Here is a 15,729-nt window from a genome sequence, read left to right on the forward strand (position 1 = left end):
GGCGCGGGGGCAGCGTCTGAGCCCTGCGCCGAGGCGGAGGGGCAGCGTCACATCCCCGAGCCGAGGCGGAGATCAACACCTCAGCCCCGCGCGCAGGCGGCTGAAGATCCACGGCATGGTCGACCGCGAGATCGAGTCGAGCACACCAGCGTCGGGCGGTACCCGTTCGTCGGCAGCTTCGCCGGGGCGGGAGGGCACGCTCGGGGACACCTCGCTGCGACCTGCTGGAGCGGCCGGTCGTCGGGTCAGCGGCTCAGCCCCGCGCGGAGGCGGGTGAGGGCTTCCTGGGCCTGGCTGCGGGTGGGCTCGTCGATTCCGTGCTCGGAGAACCGCGCCTCGCGGTACAGGGACGCGAGGAGGTGGAGGTCCGCTGGTGGGACGTCGCGGGCCGCCAGGACGCGGACGGTGAACTCCGACGAGGTCTCGGAGGGTTCGCGGGGGATGCCCGCGTCGGCGGCGTACGACTCCAAGGCCGCCCAGCAGCGGATCACGGCATCGGTGGGCGCGGCCGAGGTGATCGCTTGGAGGCCGGCGTCGAGGGCGGCTTCCAGCTGTTCGTCGCGGATCGCTGCGACCCGGCTGAAGTGGGCGTCGCGCTCGGCTCTGGCGCGCTGCTGGGTGCGGTCGGTCACCTTCACGTAGACCACGCGGGCGATCACCAGGAGCGTCACAGCCAGTACGACGCTCAGCAGGCCTGTCACCAGCCAGTCCCACCAGCCTGGGGTGGCGGTGGGGACCGACTCCGGGCGCTTCGGCGGCGTCGGCGTACCGCGTGGGGTTCGAAGCGGCGCCGGCGGACCGTCTTGGTTCTGCCACGGCCGGACGCTTCCGGCCGCGGCCGCGATCACGATCAGTACGCCGGCGGCGAGCCCGCCGAGGGTCAGCCAGAGTCCACGTGTACGCCGCAAGTCGCCCCCGTCCCCAGGGCACCAGTGTGAGGGGACGGCGGGGCCAAGTCGGCCCGTCGGCCCGCCGGGTCGTCGAGTCTCCCTGGCCGTTGGAGCCGCCGGAGTCTGCCCGGAGCCGCGGGTGTTGCCGGAGTCCCGGGCGTCGCCCGAGTCTGCTCGGAGTCGTCCGAGCCGCCGGACTCCGCCCGGCAGCGCAACAGCCGGCATCGCGTTCTGGATCTGCCGGCCGCCGCTGAGCGACCGCCTCCCGGTGTCCGCAGGACCAGCCACTGCGCCGCCCGGCCCTGAGCGCCGGTACGCCGGTACGCCGGCGTCAGTCGTCTACCTCCCCGCCGGTGCCTGGCTCGGAAGAAATGCCGATGCCGGCCCGGCCTGCGCCGAGGGTGTGGCGCTCGCCGGGGTGGACGAGGGCGCCGCGAGGGAGGGGTGGGCGCGACACGTGCGCGTTGAGCGGCGGGTGCGTGAGGCCCTATGCCTGCGCCGCGGGGTGGGTCTCACCCGGGGAAGGCGCCGAGGCCGGCGGCTGCGATTGGTCTGTCGACTGGGCTGCGGGTGTGGGGTTGGCTCCGGCTGGGGTGTCTGGTGGCCTTGGGTGTGGTGCCCGGGCGGCGAGGCCGGCCGGTACGCCGGGACGCTGCGCCGGCGTCGGCATGCCGAACGTCGGCCCGCCGATGCGCCGGTACAGGCTCCGGCTCACCATCCCGCGCGCTCATCGATCACGCATCCAACCGATCCTCGATCGGCCCCGGCTCAGTTGTCGAACAGCATCGCCGTCGTACCCGCATCCACGAACAGCTCGACCCCCGTGATCGCCCGGGCCTCCGGGGACAGCAGGAAGGCGACCGCGTTGCCGATGTCGATCGCCTCGACCGGGGTCGGCAGCATCTGGTGGTCGGCGACGAAGTCGGCGAGCAGGTGCTCACGGCCCCGGGCCTCGACGGCGCCGGGATGCACGATGTTGCAGCGGATGTTCTCGCGGCCGTGGTCGCGGGCGATGCCGCGGGTCAAGGCCGCGAGGGCGGCCTTCGTCGCGGCGTACAGGGTGAAGGTCTCGGCGGCGCCGGCGGCGTGGACCGAGCCGATGTTGACGATTCCGCCGCCGCCGTTGTCGAGCAGCACCGGTACGACCTCACGGATGCAGGTCCAGGCGCCGCGGTAGTTGATCGCGTGCAGCCGGTCGAACTCCTCCGGCGTCGCCTCCGTACCGAGCTTGCGCAGCCCGACGCCCGCACTGTTGACCCAGGCATCGATCCGCCCGTACGCCGTCACAGTCGCCGCGACGACCTCCCGGACCGACTCGGTGTCGGTGACGTCCAGGCGCATCGCCGCCGCGGTCGCGCCGCCCGCCTGCAGCTCCTCGGAGACCAGCTCCGCCGCGGCGAGATCCTGGTCGGCGACCACCACGGTCCAGTCCTTGGCAGCAAGCGCCCGGCAGATCCCGCTGCCGATCCGCACCCCGCCGCCGCCCGTCACGACACACACCCGCATCTCCGCGCACCCGCTTTCATCGATTGCCGTACCGCCGTCCGCGACGGCGACGAGGTCCTCACCGCGCTCCGCGAGCACGGTGTCCGGGTCGTCGCCCGAACGCCCGGGCCGCCGACGTCCCGGTCACGCCGACCGCACTCAGCTGACGCCCAACACCCGAAGGCCCGGCCAGGCCGACCGCACACAGCCGCCCCCCGAAGGCCCGGCCAAGCCGTCCGCACTCACCCGACCCCCGAAGGCCCGCCCACACCGACCTCGCCGACCGCCCAAAACCGCGCTCATTCCATCAGACCTCCTCCCCACCCGCCCGCCCCGCCCGGGCGACCACGAAGACGAACAGCCCAGCCATCACCCCGGCCCCGACCCACATCGCCTGCTGCCACCCCTCCACGAACGACTGCTGCGCGGCTCGGACCACCGTGTCCGAACCGCCCGCGACCGCGTTCGCCACTCCCTGACGCGCAGCCGCCGCGACGTCCCCAGGTACGCCGTCCAGCCGCGGGTCGATCGCGGCCCGGTAGCCCGCGGACAGCACGGCGCCGAGCAGCGCGACCCCGAGCGCGGTGCCGAACTCACGGGTCACGTCGTTGAGCGCCGAGGCGACACCTTGCCGCTCACGCGGCAACGAGCTCGTGATCGCCTCGGTCGACGGCGTCATCGACAACCCCATCCCGAGCCCCATCGCGAGCAGGCCTGGCAGCACGGACAGATAGCCGCGATCGGCGGACACCAGCCCCGCCATCAGGGCCAGGCCGGCGGCGCCGAGCAGGACCCCGGTCGCCATCGTCGCCCGATTCCCGATCCGCAGTGCCAGCCGCGGCGCGACCGCGGAGGCGACCATCATCAGCAGCGCCATCGGCATCATCGCCAGCGTCGCGCTCAGCGCGGACCACCCGAGCACGGCCTGCAGGAACGGGAAGAACACCACCAGGATCCCGGCCTGCACCCCGAACACCACGAGCAGCGTCACCGACCCGCCGGCCAAACCGTGTTGCCCGAACAGCCGGACGTCGAGCAGCGGCGCGGCCTGCCGCAGCTCCCACAGCACGAAACCGATTGCCGCGACCAGCCCGCCGATGAGCGCGATCAGCGTCATCGGTTCGGTCCACCCGTGCACCGGACCTTCGTGCAGCACGTAGATCAGCCCGACCACCGCGACGACCGACGTGAGCGAGCCGACGACGTCGAAGCGGTGGGCGGCGTACTCACGAGAGTTGGGGACCGACCGTACGACGAGCGCCGCCGAGACCACGACGAGCGCGATCGGCAGGACGAACAGCCAGCGCCAGGTGGCGACGTCGACCAGCAGCGCCGACAGGTACATCCCGATGATGCCGCCACCGCCGGCCACCGCGGTCCAGACCCCGATGCCCTTGGAGCGCTCGGCCTCGGGGAACGTCGAGGTGATCACCGCGAGCGTGACCGGCATGATCATCGCGGCGCCCACTCCGGACAGCAGCCGGGAGGCGAGCATCAGTTCCGCCGTACCGGCCAGTCCGGCGGCGACGTTCGAGACGCCGAAGACAACCAGGCCGGCCAGCAGCACCGGTTTGCGCCCCCACCGGTCCCCGAGCGCGCCGAGCGGGAGCAGCAGCGCGGCGAGGCTGATCGTGTAGAGGTTGATGAACCACAGCACCTCGGTCTGGGAGGCGCCGAACTCGACGGCGAGCTGCGGCTGGGCCACGTTCAGGCCGGTCACCGAGGCGACGACGGCCATCAGCGCGACACAGACCGCGATCAGCACCGTACGGCGCTGAGCCGGGTCGTCGACGGTCGGGCCGGCGTCGACGGCGGGTGGGAGGTGGGTACTCACGGAGGTCCTTTCAGCGAACGGCTGGTACCTCCCGATCGTGGCCAGGGGCAATCGATCCGGCAAACGTTGTTGCCGAATGGCAAGCTGGCGGCATGGACGAAACGATCGATCGCACCCTCGGCGCGGTGGGACCGCGGCTCAAGACGCTGCGGCAGCGCCGCGAGGTCACCTTGAGCGACCTGTCCGCGCAGACCGGTATCTCGACCAGCACGCTGTCGCGGCTCGAGGCCGGGCTCCGGCGTCCCACCCTCGAGCAGCTGCTGCCGCTGGCCCGGGCGCACGGGGTCACGCTGGACGAACTGGTCGACGCGCCGCCGACCGGTGATCCGCGGATCAACCTGCGGCCGATCCCGACCAACGACGGCCGGACGATCCTGCCGCTGACCCGGCGGCCGGGCGGCATCCAGGCCTACAAGTTCGTGCTCCCGGCCGGGCGCGACGACGCCGAGCCGGACCTGCGCACCCACGAGGGCTACGACTGGGCCTTCGTCCTCAACGGCCGGCTCCGGCTGGTGCTCGGCGAGCACGACATCGTCCTCGAACCGGGCGAGGTGGCCGAGTTCGACACCCGTACGCCGCACTGGTTCGGCGCCACCAGCTCAGGTCCGGTGGAGTTCCTCAGCCTGGTCGGCAAGCAGGGCGAACGCGCCCACGTCCGCGCTGCTCCGAAGCAGCGCGGACCGAAGTGAGGCGTACCGCCGTACGGCCGAAGCCGGGCCGCATCGTCAGCGCAGACCGGTAGGCCGCGTCTGCGCCAGCGTCAGCAGGCGGTCGACCAGCGCCGGGTAGTCCAGCCCCGACGCCGCCCACAGCCGCGGGAACATGCTGGTCGGCGTGAACCCCGGCATCGTGTTGATCTCGTTGATGATCACCCGGCCGTCACCGTCGAGGAAGAAGTCGACCCGCGCCAGCCCCTCGGCCTCGATCGCGTCGAACGCGGTCAGCGCCTTCGCCCGGATCTCCGCCACCACGTCGTCGGGAAGGTCCGCGGGCACCGACAGGGCCGTGTACTCCTCGCCCTCCGGCAGGTACTTGGTCTCGAAGTCGTAGAAGTCGTGCCCGCCACCCGAGATCGCGATCTCGCCGCAGACGCTCGCCTCGGGGAGGCCGCCGTTCAGCCCGCCCAGTACGCCGACCTCGATCTCGCGCGGCGTCTTCACCGACGCCTCGACGATCACCTTCGGGTCGTGCGCACGGGCCTCGGCGATCGCCGCGTCCAGCTCGTCGGCCGACGACACCTTGCTGATCCCCAGGCTCGACCCGCCGCGCGCGGGCTTCACGAAGACCGGGAATCCCAGCTCGGCCACCGCGGCCCGGCAGGCGCCGGGGTCGCGCAGCCAGTCGCGGTCGCGGATCACGACGTACGGGCCGACCTCGAGGCCGGCCGCCGCGAAGACGACCTTCATGTAGTGCTTGTCCATGCCGACCGCGCTGGACAGGACGCCGGAGCCGACGTACCGGATGTCCGACATCTCCAGCAGGCCCTGCAGCGTGCCGTCCTCACCCCAGGGGCCGTGCAGCAGCGGGAAGACCACGTCGACCTCGCCGAGTGTGCTCGGCACCTGGTCGGGTTCGGAGACCACCAGCTCGCGGTCGGCGCCGAACAGCACCGGGGCCGCCGTCACGTCCACCTCGGGCAGCTTGCCGTCGGTGATCGACAGCCGGTCGGGGTCACCGCTCTCCAGCACCCAGTGTCCCGAGGTGGTGATCCCGACCGGAACCACCTCGTACTTGTCCCGGTCGATCGCCTGCAGCACGTTGGCCGCGGTCACGCAGGAGATCGCGTGCTCGCTCGACCTCCCGCCGAAAACCACAGCGACGCGGGGCTTGCTTTTTTCGTCCCTCGAGAACTCACTCACCGGCTCGACGATAGCGCTAGCACGGCCGCGGCTTGACCGGGGTTTGGTAAAGATGTCTTCAGATTGCTGTCAGTAGCGCCCGCTCGGAGCGCAGTTCGCGGGGCATGTTCCAGCCCAGTACGGCGCTCACGCGGCCGCCGGAAACGTAGTGGGCGAGGAACTTCCGGGCCGCCGGATCGCCGGCCACGACGACCATCCGCGCGTCGGGCGCGACGACGCCGTAGACCTGGATGCGGGCGTCGTACTGGTCGGTCCAGAAGTACGGGATCGGGTCGAAGTCGACCTCCTGCCCGAGGATCCGGCGAGCGGCCCAGACCGCTTGCTCGGTCGCGTTGAACCGGTGCTCCAGCCGCAGCGACGTCCCGAACCGCGGGCTCGTCCACCGCGCGACATCGCCCGCCGCATGCACTCCAGCCGGCGCTTCGTCACACAACACGCCGTCCCCGCACGGCAGCCCGGACGTATCCAACCAGTCGGTTACCGGACGGGACCCGACAGCAACCAGCACAGCATCCGCCTTCACCACCGAACCGTCCGACAGCTCGACGCCCTCCACAGCCGACTCCCCTAGGAGCCGCGTCACACCAGACCCACCAACAACCCGTACGCCGTTCGCCGCATGCAGCTCGGCGAGCATCCACCCCAGCTCAGCGCCCAGCTGCACAGCGAGCGGCGCCGGAGCCAGGTCGACCAGCGTCACCTCGCAGCCGAGCTGGCGAGCCGCAGCAGCCGTCTCCGACCCCAGGAACCCAGCTCCCACGACCACTACCGACGCAGCGTCGACCAGCGACTTCCGCAACGCCACAGCATCGTCCAGCGTCCGCAGCACGTGTACGCCGGCCAACTGGTGCCCGTCGCTGAGCCGCACGGGCTGCACGCCCGTGGCCACAACCAGGTGATCCCAGCCGAGAGCCTCGCCAGTCGACAAGGCCACCTCCCGCCGAGCCAGGTCCAGCCCAGTAGCGCGGGTAGCAAGCCGCAGGTCGATCCCCTGCTCGGCGTACGTCGTACCGGCGCCGAAGCTGGTGCGCTCAGCCGGCCAGCTGCCGAGCAGGACCTGCTTCGACAGCGGCGGCCGGTCGTACGGGAGGTGCGGCTCGTCGCCGATCACTGTGATCGCTCCGGCGAACCCCTCTCGCCGCAACGTCTGTGCGGTCGTGGAGCCCGCAGCCGAAGCTCCCACGATGACTACCTGCTCCACGGAACTACTCGCTCAGCACAATGGCACGGGCCGGACACAGCAACGCAGCCTCACGGGTGGCGGCGTACTCGTCAGCACCAGGCTCCCGCAGCAGTACGGCGACGCCATCCTCGTCCCGCTGGTCGAAGACCTCCGGCGCGGCCAGCACGCACTGCCCGGCCGCGACGCAGCTCTCCTGGTCGATGTCGACGTTCATCACTTCGCCTCCCAAGTCACCGGCAGCGCGGCCAGGCCGTAGACCAGCGCGTCGTGCTTGAACTCCAGCTCCTCGAACGGCACCGCCAGCCGCAGCCCGGGGATCCGCCGGAACAGCCGCGTGTAGACCTCGATCAGCTCGACCCGTGCGAGCTGCTGGCCGAGGCACTGGTGCGGCCCGAAGCCGAAGGCCAGGTGCGCCGACGCCTTGCGGGTCAGGTCGATCCGGTCGGCGTCCGGGAAGACGCTGGTGTCCCGGTTCCCGGCGGTGATCGCGGCGATCAGGTACTCGCCCGCCTTGACCGTCTCGTCGCCGATCGGGATGTCGTCGAGCACGTGCCGGAACAGGCCGAACTGCACGACGGTCAGGTACCGCAGCATCTCCTCCACTGCGGCCGGTGCGATCTCCGGGTGCTCCCGCAGCTGCTCCAGCTGATCAGGGTTGCGCAGCAAGGCCAGTGTGCTCAGGCCGATCATGTTCGCCGTCGTCTCGTGCCCGGCGATCAGCAGCGTGATGCCGATCGACACCAGCTCGGGCACGGTCAGCGGCGTGCCCTGATCCTCGGCTCTGGTGATCAGCCGCGTCAGCAGGTCGTCAGCAGAGCGGTCCTCGTGCTTGGCCAGCACCAGCTTGGCCATGTACTGCTGGATCTCCTCGCTGGTCTCCTGCTGCTCCTGCGGGGTCCGCTGCACCGAGAGCAGCAGCGCTGACCAGTGCTGGAACTGGTCGCGGTCGGCGTACGGTACGCCGAGCAGCTCGCAGATCACCAGCGACGGGATCGGCAGCGCGAAGTGCTCGACCAGGTCGACCGGTCCGCCGGTGGCGAGCAACCTGTCGAGGTGCTCCTCGACCAGGTCGACGATGCGCGGCCGCAACGCCTGCACTCGCTTCACGGTGAACTCCGCGGTCAGCAGCCGGCGCAGGTGCGCGTGGCGCTCGCCGTCGTTCTGCAGCACCGAGCCGGAGTCGACCTCGCGCTCCAGGTCGGCGTGCGGCGACATGTGCGCCGAGGGAGCCGAGCGGGAGCTCAGGTTCGGGTTGCTGAGCACCTCGCGCACTTCGTCGTACCGGCTGACCACCCAGGCGTCGACACCGAGCGGGGTGGACACCTTGGCGGGCTGCGGCCCGGCCAGTAGGTCGGCGTACCCGGCGGCGGGGTCGAACGGGCAGCCGCTCGGCCGGGTGTGCGGAAAGTCGGTCATCGAACCTCCAAAGCTGGAAGTGACTACCATATGACTGTCTGTGTTGCTTTTCAAAAGGAAGTAAGTTGAGCAGATGGGACTGCGTGAGCTGAAGCGGGAACGAACCCGCCGGCTGATCTCGGACAAGGCTTTCGAGCTGTTCAGCGACCACGGCTTCGGCCGGACCACGGTCGAGCAGATCGCCGCGGCCGCCGAGGTCGGGCCGAGCACGCTCTACCGCTACTTCCCGACCAAGGAGACCCTGGTCATCGAGTTCGTCGAGGACTCGCTGTTCGGCGCGATCGACTGGCTGCGCGAGCAGCCGGCCGAGCTGGAGCTGCCGGTCGCGCTGGCCCAGGTGATCGACCGGGTCCTGGACCGGATGCAGAGCAACCCCGACCGCGTCCGCACGGTCTACGAACTGGCCGAGCAGACCCCGTCGCTGAGCGCCCACCTGACCGACGCGATCTGGCGCTGGCGCAAGGACCTCAGCACCGAGCTCGTACGCCGGTCCGCCGGCTCCGCGCTGACCGCCAAGCTCGCGGCCGGGACGACGATGAACGTGATCGAGATCGTCGTCGAGACCTGGGTCGGCGACCCCGCCGGCCCGTCGATCAAAGCGCTGGCCCGCGAAGCCCTGCAGCTGTTCGAGGACCGCGGCATCCCGCTGCCGTCGGCCACCCGCTGACCTCCGCCGCCCTTCCCCTGCGCGATCTGCTGCCCGCTCGCCTTCCCCTGCGCCACCTGCTGCCCCGCTCGCTCTCCCCCGCCCACCCCGCTGCCTCTCCCCCCGGCCCGACCCGGCTGACTCCGCTTGCGACAATCCCCGCATGACCCCTGCGCTCGATCCGTCCACCGTCGTCGTGCACGCCGGACGCCCCGAGCGGGTGCCGGACGCGCCGCTCGGCGAGTCGCCGGTGTTCAGCTCCACCTACATCGCGGGCGGCGACCGCGGCTACGGGCGCTTCGACAACGACGCCTGGGCCGCGCTCGAGCAGACCCTCGGCGAGCTCGAAGGCGGCCGCGGGCTCACCTTCGCCTCCGGCATGGGCGCGGTCGCGGCGATCTGCGACCTGATCCCGGTCGGCGGGCGCGTGGTCGCTCCCCAGCACGCCTACAGCGGCGTACTCGGTCTGCTCGACCAGCAGGCTGCAGCCGGTCGGCTGCAGCTGCAGCGCGTCGACATCGCCGACACCGACCAGGTCGTCGCGGCCGTCGCCGGAGCAGACCTGCTGTGGATCGAGTCCCCGACCAACCCGGCGATGGAGGTCGCCGACCTACCGGCACTCTGTACGGCGGGACGCGCGGCCGGCGCACTGGTCGTGGTCGACAACACCTTCGCCACACCACTGCTGCAGCGTCCGCTGGAGTTCGGCGCGGATCTGGTGATGCACTCGGCGACCAAGTTCATCGCCGGGCACTCCGACGTACTGCTCGGCGCGATCGTCACCGCGAACGACGACCTGTGGACGACGCTGGAGTCGAAGCGCCGCAACCTCGGCGCGATCCCCGGCCCGATGGAGGCCTGGCTCGGGCTGCGCGGCCTGCGCACGCTCGCGCTCCGGCTGGAGCGCGCGCAGTCGAACGCCGCCTTCCTCGCCGAGCGCCTGCGCGAGCACCCGCGGGTCAGCCGCGTCCGCTACCCCGGCCTCACCGACGACCCCGGGCACGCCCGCGCCAAGGCGCAGATGTCGGGCTTCGGCGCGATCCTCGCCGTCGAGCTCGGCGGCGACGCCGAGCTGGCTCAGCGCGTCTGCCAGTCCACGAAGCTGTGGGTCCACGCCACCAGCCTCGGCGGCGTCGAGTCCATGCTCGAACGCCGCCGCCGCTGGCCCGCGGAGGTCCCGACGATCCCCGTCGACCTGATCCGCATGTCGGTCGGCATCGAGCACCCGAACGACTTGTGGGCCGACTTGGAGCAAGCGCTCAAGGCCTAGCCCGCCCGCCCCTGCGGGGCGGGGAGCCGGTGAGGCGGGGAGCGGGTGAGCCGGGGAGCGGGTGAGGCGGTGGGGCAGGGCGACGGCGGGCGGGGCTCAGGGCTTCCTGGCCCGCAACACCGGCGCTCCGATCACCGTCAGCACGCACAGCACCGCAGGCAAGATGAACGCGATGTTCAGCGGCATGAAGTGCGCCAACCCACCGATCAACGCCGGCCCGGCCAGCAACCCGACGTACCCAAGCCCAACAACCTTCGCCATCAACGCCCCCGAGGCCCGCGGATCCAGGTTCCCCGCCGCCGTGAACAGCTGCGGCACTCCCCCGGCCAACCCGAGCCCGAACATCGCCCAGCCGATCAGTCCAACAACCACCCACGGGCTCAGAATCACCACGGTCAATCCGACAGCAGCCAGCGCAGCGCCGTACCGCACGATCGCCATCGCACCGATCACCGCGGCAACCCGGTCCGTCGCGAACCGCCCGACCGTCATCGCCACCGCGAACGCGCCGTACGCGTACGCCGCCGTACTGGTCGAAGTCCCCAGCACATCCCGGAACTGCAACGCAGCCCAGTCGTTCGCAACCCCCTCCGCCAGCATCAGCCCGAAAGCCAGCCCACCCAACGCCCACACCAACTTCGCCGGCGGCTTGCTCGAGGGCGCTTCCTCATGGGACTCCGGCACCTCAGCCTCGATCAGGTACCGGCTCGTCGCCAGCGACACGACGACCAGCAGCACCCCACAAGCCCCCAACGTCACCTCGGTCGGTACGCCGGCCCGCAACGTCATCGCCCCGATCAGCGCGGCGATCGCCCCACCGATCGACCACATCGCGTGGAACGCCGCCATGATCGGTCGCGGGTAAGCCCGCTCGACGACGACGGCGTGCGCGTTCATCCCCACATCCAGCGACCCGTTCGCGAAGCCAAGCAGCATCAGCGTCAGCCCAAGCGTCCACCAAGAGTCAGTCAGCCCCGGCCCGAACAGCGACACCCCCAGCAACGCCGCCGACGCAGGCACCAGCCGACGCTGCCCGACCCGATCAGCGAGTGGCCCGGCCACCTGCATCCCCAGGAACGCAGCACCACCGAGCACGAGCAACAGCAGGCCGAGCGTGCTGTGCGTGATCCCGGTCGCGTGCTCGATGTTCGGGATGTGCACCACCCACAGCCCGATGGCGAAACCGTTGATGCCGAAGTACACCCAGGTCGCGATCCGGGCCGCTCGCGGCGGCGCGGCGACGATCGTGCTCACAGAACGTCCTCCACAGCTGAGCCGGCCACCTGGACGAGGACGCCGCGCTCGGCCAGCGCGGCCCGCTCGTCCTGCGGGGCCGACGGGTCGGTGATGATCAGGTCGGGACGGTCGGCGGCGCAGACGTAGGCCAGCGCCGCGCGGTCCCACTTCGCGCCGTCCACCAGCGCGATCGAACGGGTCGCCACGGCGAGCGCCTGCAGCTTCACCTCGGCGTCCCCCAGGTCGTACGCCGTGAGCCCCGCCTCCAGGCTGAACGCGCACGGGCTGAGCACCGCGACGTCGAAGCGCAGCGCGCGCAGCGAGGCCAGCGTCAGCGGGCCGACCAGCGCCTGCTCGCCCTTGCGCGGTTCGCCGCCGGGCAGCAGCAGCCGGATGCGCGGGTTGTCGACGAGCTCCTGGGCGACCTGCAGCGACAACGGCATCACCGTCATCGTCCGGCCGCGCAGCAGCCGCGCGACCTCGAGCGCCGTCGTACCGCTGTCGAGCACGATCGAGTCGCCGTCACGCAGCTGGTCGACGGCCGCCGCGGCGATCGCCTGCTTGGCCTTGACCGCCGCCGTCGAACGCGCGGCGAACGGCGGTTCGAGTCCGGCCGGCATCGCCGAGACGGCGCCGCCGTGGACGCGTTTGAGCACGCCCTGCGCGGCCAGGTAGTCGAGGTCGCGGCGCACGGTCATGTCCGAGGCACCGGTCAGCTCGACCAGTTCGGCCACTGCGATCCGGGCCGAGCCCTGCAGCCGTTCTACGATGACTCGCTGACGCTCGGCACTCTTCACGCCGTCGAATCTAACATTTCTTCCTGTGCGTTCAAACATTCCGCCTGTTGATATGGACTTCCCCCTGTGATGATCGATGAGGTACGGCGGGCCCGCGTCGCGGTGGCCGTCGTGTTCTGCGTGCACGGCTCGGTGACCGGCTCGTTCGCGACCCGGGTGCCGTGGATCCAGGACCACGCCGGCGTCAGCCCCGGCCAGCTCGGTCTCGCGCTCGCGTTCCCCGCGCTCGGTGCGGCGCTCGCGATGCCGCTGGCCGCCCGGGTCAGTCACCGCTTCGGTTCCCGTACGGCGTTGCGCGGGCTCCTCGCGCTCTGGACGCTCGCGCTGATCCTGCCCTCGCTCGCGCCGAACCTGCCCGCCCTCTGCGGCGCACTGCTCGTGTACGGCGCGACCGCGGGCATGGCCGACGTCGCGATGAACGCGCTCGGCGTCGAGGTCGAGCACCGGCTGGAGAAGTCGATCATGTCCGGCCTGCACGGGATGTGGAGCGTCGGCGCGCTGATCGGGTCCGGGATCGGCACGGTCGCCGCCCACCTCGACGTGAACGCGCAGCTGCACCACCTGGTGATGGCCGGCGTCCTGACGGTCCTCGGCGCGATCGCCTGCCAGTACGTGCTCAACCTGCGCCCGACCGAGGAGGAGGAAGCGCCGCCGCGGTTCGCACTGCCGCCGAAGTCGGCGCTGCTGATCGGCGCGGTCGGTTTCTGCGCGGTCTTCGCCGAGGGCGCGAGCCTGGACTGGTCGGCGGTCTACCTGGAGGACGTGCTCACCACCTCGGCCGGGGTCGCGGCCGGCGCGACGACCGGTTTCGCGCTGACGATGGCGATCGCGCGGCTGGTCGGCGACGCGGTGGTCGACCGGTTCGGCGCGGTCCCGACGGTCCGGGTCAGCGGCGTGATCGCGACGCTCGGCGGCGTACTCGTCGTACTGGCTCCGCACCCGGTCGTCGCGATGACCGGCTTCGGCCTGCTCGGCCTCGGCATCGCGGTCGTGGTCCCGCTCGCCTTCGCGGCCGCGGGCAAGTCCGGACCCAACCCGAGCCAGGCGATCGCCGGCGTCGCGACCGTCACGTACGCGTCCGGCCTGGTCGCGCCGTCGATCATCGGTGGGATCGCGCAGGCCAGCAGCCTGACGCTGTCGTTCATCGTGGTCACCGTGCTGGCGACCGGCCTCGCGCTGTTCGCGCCGGTCCTCGCACCTCGCCGCAAAGTCCCCGACGCCGCCTAGGCGCCCTGCTTCACCGTCTCGATCAACCCGTACGACGCGCGCGCGGCCGCGTCCGGGTCGCCGTTCGTGATCGCCTCGAACACGTCGAGGTGCGCCGCGCGCAGCTGCGGGTGCTCGGGGAACGCCGCGCTCTGCTCGATCGACTCGCTCAGCAGACCGCCCATCGCGGCGTACAGGCGCACCAGCACCGGGTTCCCCGACGCCTCGACGATGCCCCGGTGGAACGCGGTGTCCGCGGCCACGAAGGCCGCGAGGTCGCTCGCGTCGTGGGCGGCGTCGCGGGCCTCGAGCGCCGCGATCAGCGTCTTGATCCCGTCGGCGCTCGGGCGCTGCGCGGCCAGCCGGGCCGCGGCCGCCTCGATCCCGGCCCGGGCGTCGAAGACGTGGTCGAGCGACGTGATCTCGTCGCGCAGCAGCACGCCGCCGATCTCGTCGGTCGCGCGCACGTAGGTGCCGTCGCCGACCCGCGGCTCCAGCAGCCCGGTCAGGCTCAGTGAGCGCAGCGCCTCCCGCACGGTCCCCCGGCTGACGCCGAGCTCCGTGGCGAGCTGGTGCTCGCCGGGAATCCGCTCACCGCGCGGCCACTCGCCGGACTCGATCCGCCCGCGGAACTGTTCCGAGACCTGGATCACCAGCGGAACCTGCCGAATCAATGACATAGTGTGTAAATGTAGGACATCTACAGGGATGAGGGAAGCACCAGTGGCTCAGTCCGCCGCGCCGGCCGTCCGGCAGTACTCACCAGCGATCACCGCGACCGCCTTCGTCGTGGCCCTGAGCCTGCGCCCGGCGCTCACCGCGGTCGGCCCGGTGCTCCCCCGGATCGGCGTCGACCTGCACCTCGGTGAGGGCGTGCTCGGTCTGCTCGGCACGCTGCCCCTGCTGGCGTTCGCGTTCGCCTCCCCGCTCGTGCACCTGCTGTCGCGCCGCTTCGGGATGGAGCGGACGGTCTTCGTCTCCCTGCTCGTCCTGGCCGTCGGTACGGCGGCCCGCCCGTACACGGGTCTGGCCGGTCTCTGGATCGGAACCGTCGTGGTCGGCGCGGCGATCGCCGTCGGCAACGTGCTCGTCCCGGTCATCCTGAAGCGCGACTACGCCGCCAACGTCTCGCGCGCGACCGGGATCTACACCGCGTTCATCACTGGCGGCGCCGCGGTGGCGTCGCTGGTCGCCGTACCGATCGCCAACGCGGCCGGGTGGCGGCTCGCGCTCGCGGTCTGGGGCGGGCTCGCCGTGCTGGTCGCGCTGGTGTGGCTGCCGCGGACGATCTCACCGGCGCCGGTCCCCGCTGCGCCCGCGACGGACGACGAGAATCCCCCGGTCAGCGTCTGGCGGCAGCCGATGGCTTGGCTGGTCACGTTCTTCATGGGCCTGCAGTCGACCAGTTTCTACCTGCTGGTGAACTGGCTGCCGACGATCGAGATCTCGACCGGGATCTCGGAGAAGACCGCGGGCGTGCACATCTTCCTGTTCCAGGTGTTCGGGCTGATCGGCGGCCTGAGCATCCCGTGGCTGATGCGGCACCCGACCGACCAGCGCCCGGGCACGATCGCCGCGAGCGTGCCGATCCTCACCGCGCTGTTGGGGCTCCTGCTGCTGCCCGACCTGGCGCTGCTGTGGGTCGTACTGGCTGGGCTCGGGCAAGGCGCTGCGCTGGTCGCCGCGCTGTCGCTGATCAGCATCCGCGGTCGCAGCCACCACGAGACGACGCAGCTGTCGGGTATGGCTCAGTCCGTCGGGTACCTGCTGGCCGCCGGTGGTCCGGTGGCCGCAGGGTTCATCACCGAGCACACGGGTGGGTGGGACACGACGCTGATCGTGTTCGCGGCCCTGGCGACGATCCAGCTCGCCCTGGGCTTCGCCGCCGGCCGCGACTCCCGCTAGCC

General features: G+C 71.4%; 15 protein-coding genes. 5 read left to right on the forward strand and 10 right to left on the reverse strand.

Translation table 11 applies throughout. From position 1 onward, the window contains the following. Positions 1 to 245: 245 nt before the first annotated feature. The 3 genes from AB0M01_RS32910 to AB0M01_RS32920 form a co-directional block, all read right to left on the reverse strand. Positions 246 to 908, reverse strand: a complete 663-nt coding sequence (locus tag AB0M01_RS32910) for a DUF4129 domain-containing protein (protein WP_363676380.1) — start codon at positions 906 to 908, stop codon at positions 246 to 248. A gap of 750 nt (positions 909 to 1,658) precedes the next feature. Next, on the reverse strand, positions 1,659 to 2,474 hold the full coding sequence (locus AB0M01_RS32915; protein ID WP_363676381.1) for an SDR family oxidoreductase: 816 nt from the start codon (positions 2,472 to 2,474) through the stop codon (positions 1,659 to 1,661). 208 nt (positions 2,475 to 2,682) lie between these two features. Further along, on the reverse strand, positions 2,683 to 4,209 hold the full coding sequence (locus AB0M01_RS32920; RefSeq protein WP_363676382.1) for an MFS transporter: 1,527 nt from the start codon (positions 4,207 to 4,209) through the stop codon (positions 2,683 to 2,685). 92 nt (positions 4,210 to 4,301) lie between these two features. Between AB0M01_RS32920 and AB0M01_RS32925 the strand changes: the two genes are divergently transcribed. Continuing rightward, on the forward strand, positions 4,302 to 4,898 hold the full coding sequence (locus tag AB0M01_RS32925; RefSeq protein ID WP_363676383.1) for an XRE family transcriptional regulator: 597 nt from the start codon (positions 4,302 to 4,304) through the stop codon (positions 4,896 to 4,898). 36 nt (positions 4,899 to 4,934) lie between these two features. Here AB0M01_RS32925 and AB0M01_RS32930 read toward each other — a convergent pair whose 3' ends face one another. Genes AB0M01_RS32930 through AB0M01_RS32945 form a run of 4 tightly spaced genes read right to left on the reverse strand, consistent with a single transcriptional unit; the run spans position 4,935 to position 8,667 of the window. After that, complete coding sequence (locus tag AB0M01_RS32930) at positions 4,935 to 6,068, reverse strand: D-alanine--D-alanine ligase family protein (RefSeq protein ID WP_363676384.1); 1,134 nt, start codon at positions 6,066 to 6,068, stop codon at positions 4,935 to 4,937. 58 nt (positions 6,069 to 6,126) lie between these two features. Then, on the reverse strand, positions 6,127 to 7,251 hold the full coding sequence (locus AB0M01_RS32935) for an FAD-dependent oxidoreductase (RefSeq protein WP_363676385.1): 1,125 nt from the start codon (positions 7,249 to 7,251) through the stop codon (positions 6,127 to 6,129). Positions 7,252 to 7,273: 22 nt separating this feature from the next. Next, positions 7,274 to 7,465: a ferredoxin gene (locus tag AB0M01_RS32940; protein ID WP_363676386.1), complete on the reverse strand. Its 192-nt coding sequence runs from the start codon at positions 7,463 to 7,465 to the stop codon at positions 7,274 to 7,276. Continuing rightward, positions 7,465 to 8,667, reverse strand: a complete 1,203-nt coding sequence (locus AB0M01_RS32945) for a cytochrome P450 (RefSeq protein WP_363676387.1) — start codon at positions 8,665 to 8,667, stop codon at positions 7,465 to 7,467. The genes AB0M01_RS32940 and AB0M01_RS32945 overlap by 1 nt, the downstream gene beginning before the upstream one ends. A gap of 73 nt (positions 8,668 to 8,740) precedes the next feature. Here AB0M01_RS32945 and AB0M01_RS32950 point away from each other — a divergent pair, with 73 nt between their 5' ends. Together AB0M01_RS32950 and AB0M01_RS32955 are read left to right on the forward strand one after the other, a co-directional pair. Further along, positions 8,741 to 9,334 (forward strand): TetR/AcrR family transcriptional regulator, encoded by a 594-nt coding sequence (locus AB0M01_RS32950; RefSeq protein ID WP_363676388.1) that lies wholly within the window; start codon positions 8,741 to 8,743, stop codon positions 9,332 to 9,334. A gap of 142 nt (positions 9,335 to 9,476) precedes the next feature. Beyond that, the gene (locus tag AB0M01_RS32955) at positions 9,477 to 10,583 is read left to right on the forward strand and encodes an aminotransferase class I/II-fold pyridoxal phosphate-dependent enzyme (RefSeq protein WP_363676389.1); all 1,107 of its coding nucleotides are present in this window, start codon (positions 9,477 to 9,479) and stop codon (positions 10,581 to 10,583) included. Between the two features lie 96 nt (positions 10,584 to 10,679). Here the strand turns inward: AB0M01_RS32955 and AB0M01_RS32960 are convergent, their stop codons facing one another. Together AB0M01_RS32960 and AB0M01_RS32965 are read right to left on the reverse strand one after the other, a co-directional pair. Next, entirely contained in the window at positions 10,680 to 11,837 is a 1,158-nt protein-coding gene (locus AB0M01_RS32960; protein WP_363676390.1) for an MFS transporter, read from the reverse strand. Continuing rightward, positions 11,834 to 12,616: a DeoR/GlpR family DNA-binding transcription regulator gene (locus tag AB0M01_RS32965; protein ID WP_363676391.1), complete on the reverse strand. Its 783-nt coding sequence runs from the start codon at positions 12,614 to 12,616 to the stop codon at positions 11,834 to 11,836. The genes AB0M01_RS32960 and AB0M01_RS32965 overlap by 4 nt, the downstream gene beginning before the upstream one ends. A gap of 69 nt (positions 12,617 to 12,685) precedes the next feature. Here AB0M01_RS32965 and AB0M01_RS32970 point away from each other — a divergent pair, with 69 nt between their 5' ends. After that, positions 12,686 to 13,843: an MFS transporter gene (locus AB0M01_RS32970; protein WP_363676486.1), complete on the forward strand. Its 1,158-nt coding sequence runs from the start codon at positions 12,686 to 12,688 to the stop codon at positions 13,841 to 13,843. Here AB0M01_RS32970 and AB0M01_RS32975 read toward each other — a convergent pair. Then, positions 13,840 to 14,502, reverse strand: a complete 663-nt coding sequence (locus AB0M01_RS32975; RefSeq protein WP_363676392.1) for an FCD domain-containing protein — start codon at positions 14,500 to 14,502, stop codon at positions 13,840 to 13,842. The two genes, AB0M01_RS32970 and AB0M01_RS32975, sit on opposite strands and share 4 nt — an antisense overlap. A gap of 28 nt (positions 14,503 to 14,530) precedes the next feature. Between AB0M01_RS32975 and AB0M01_RS32980 the strand changes: the two genes are divergently transcribed. Then, the gene (locus AB0M01_RS32980; RefSeq protein WP_363676393.1) at positions 14,531 to 15,727 is read left to right on the forward strand and encodes an MFS transporter; all 1,197 of its coding nucleotides are present in this window, start codon (positions 14,531 to 14,533) and stop codon (positions 15,725 to 15,727) included. The last annotated feature ends 2 nt before the right edge of the window (positions 15,728 to 15,729 follow it).

The sequence above is a fragment of the Kribbella sp. NPDC051770 genome (assembly GCF_040681455.1).
Taxonomy (GTDB): domain Bacteria; phylum Actinomycetota; class Actinomycetes; order Propionibacteriales; family Kribbellaceae; genus Kribbella.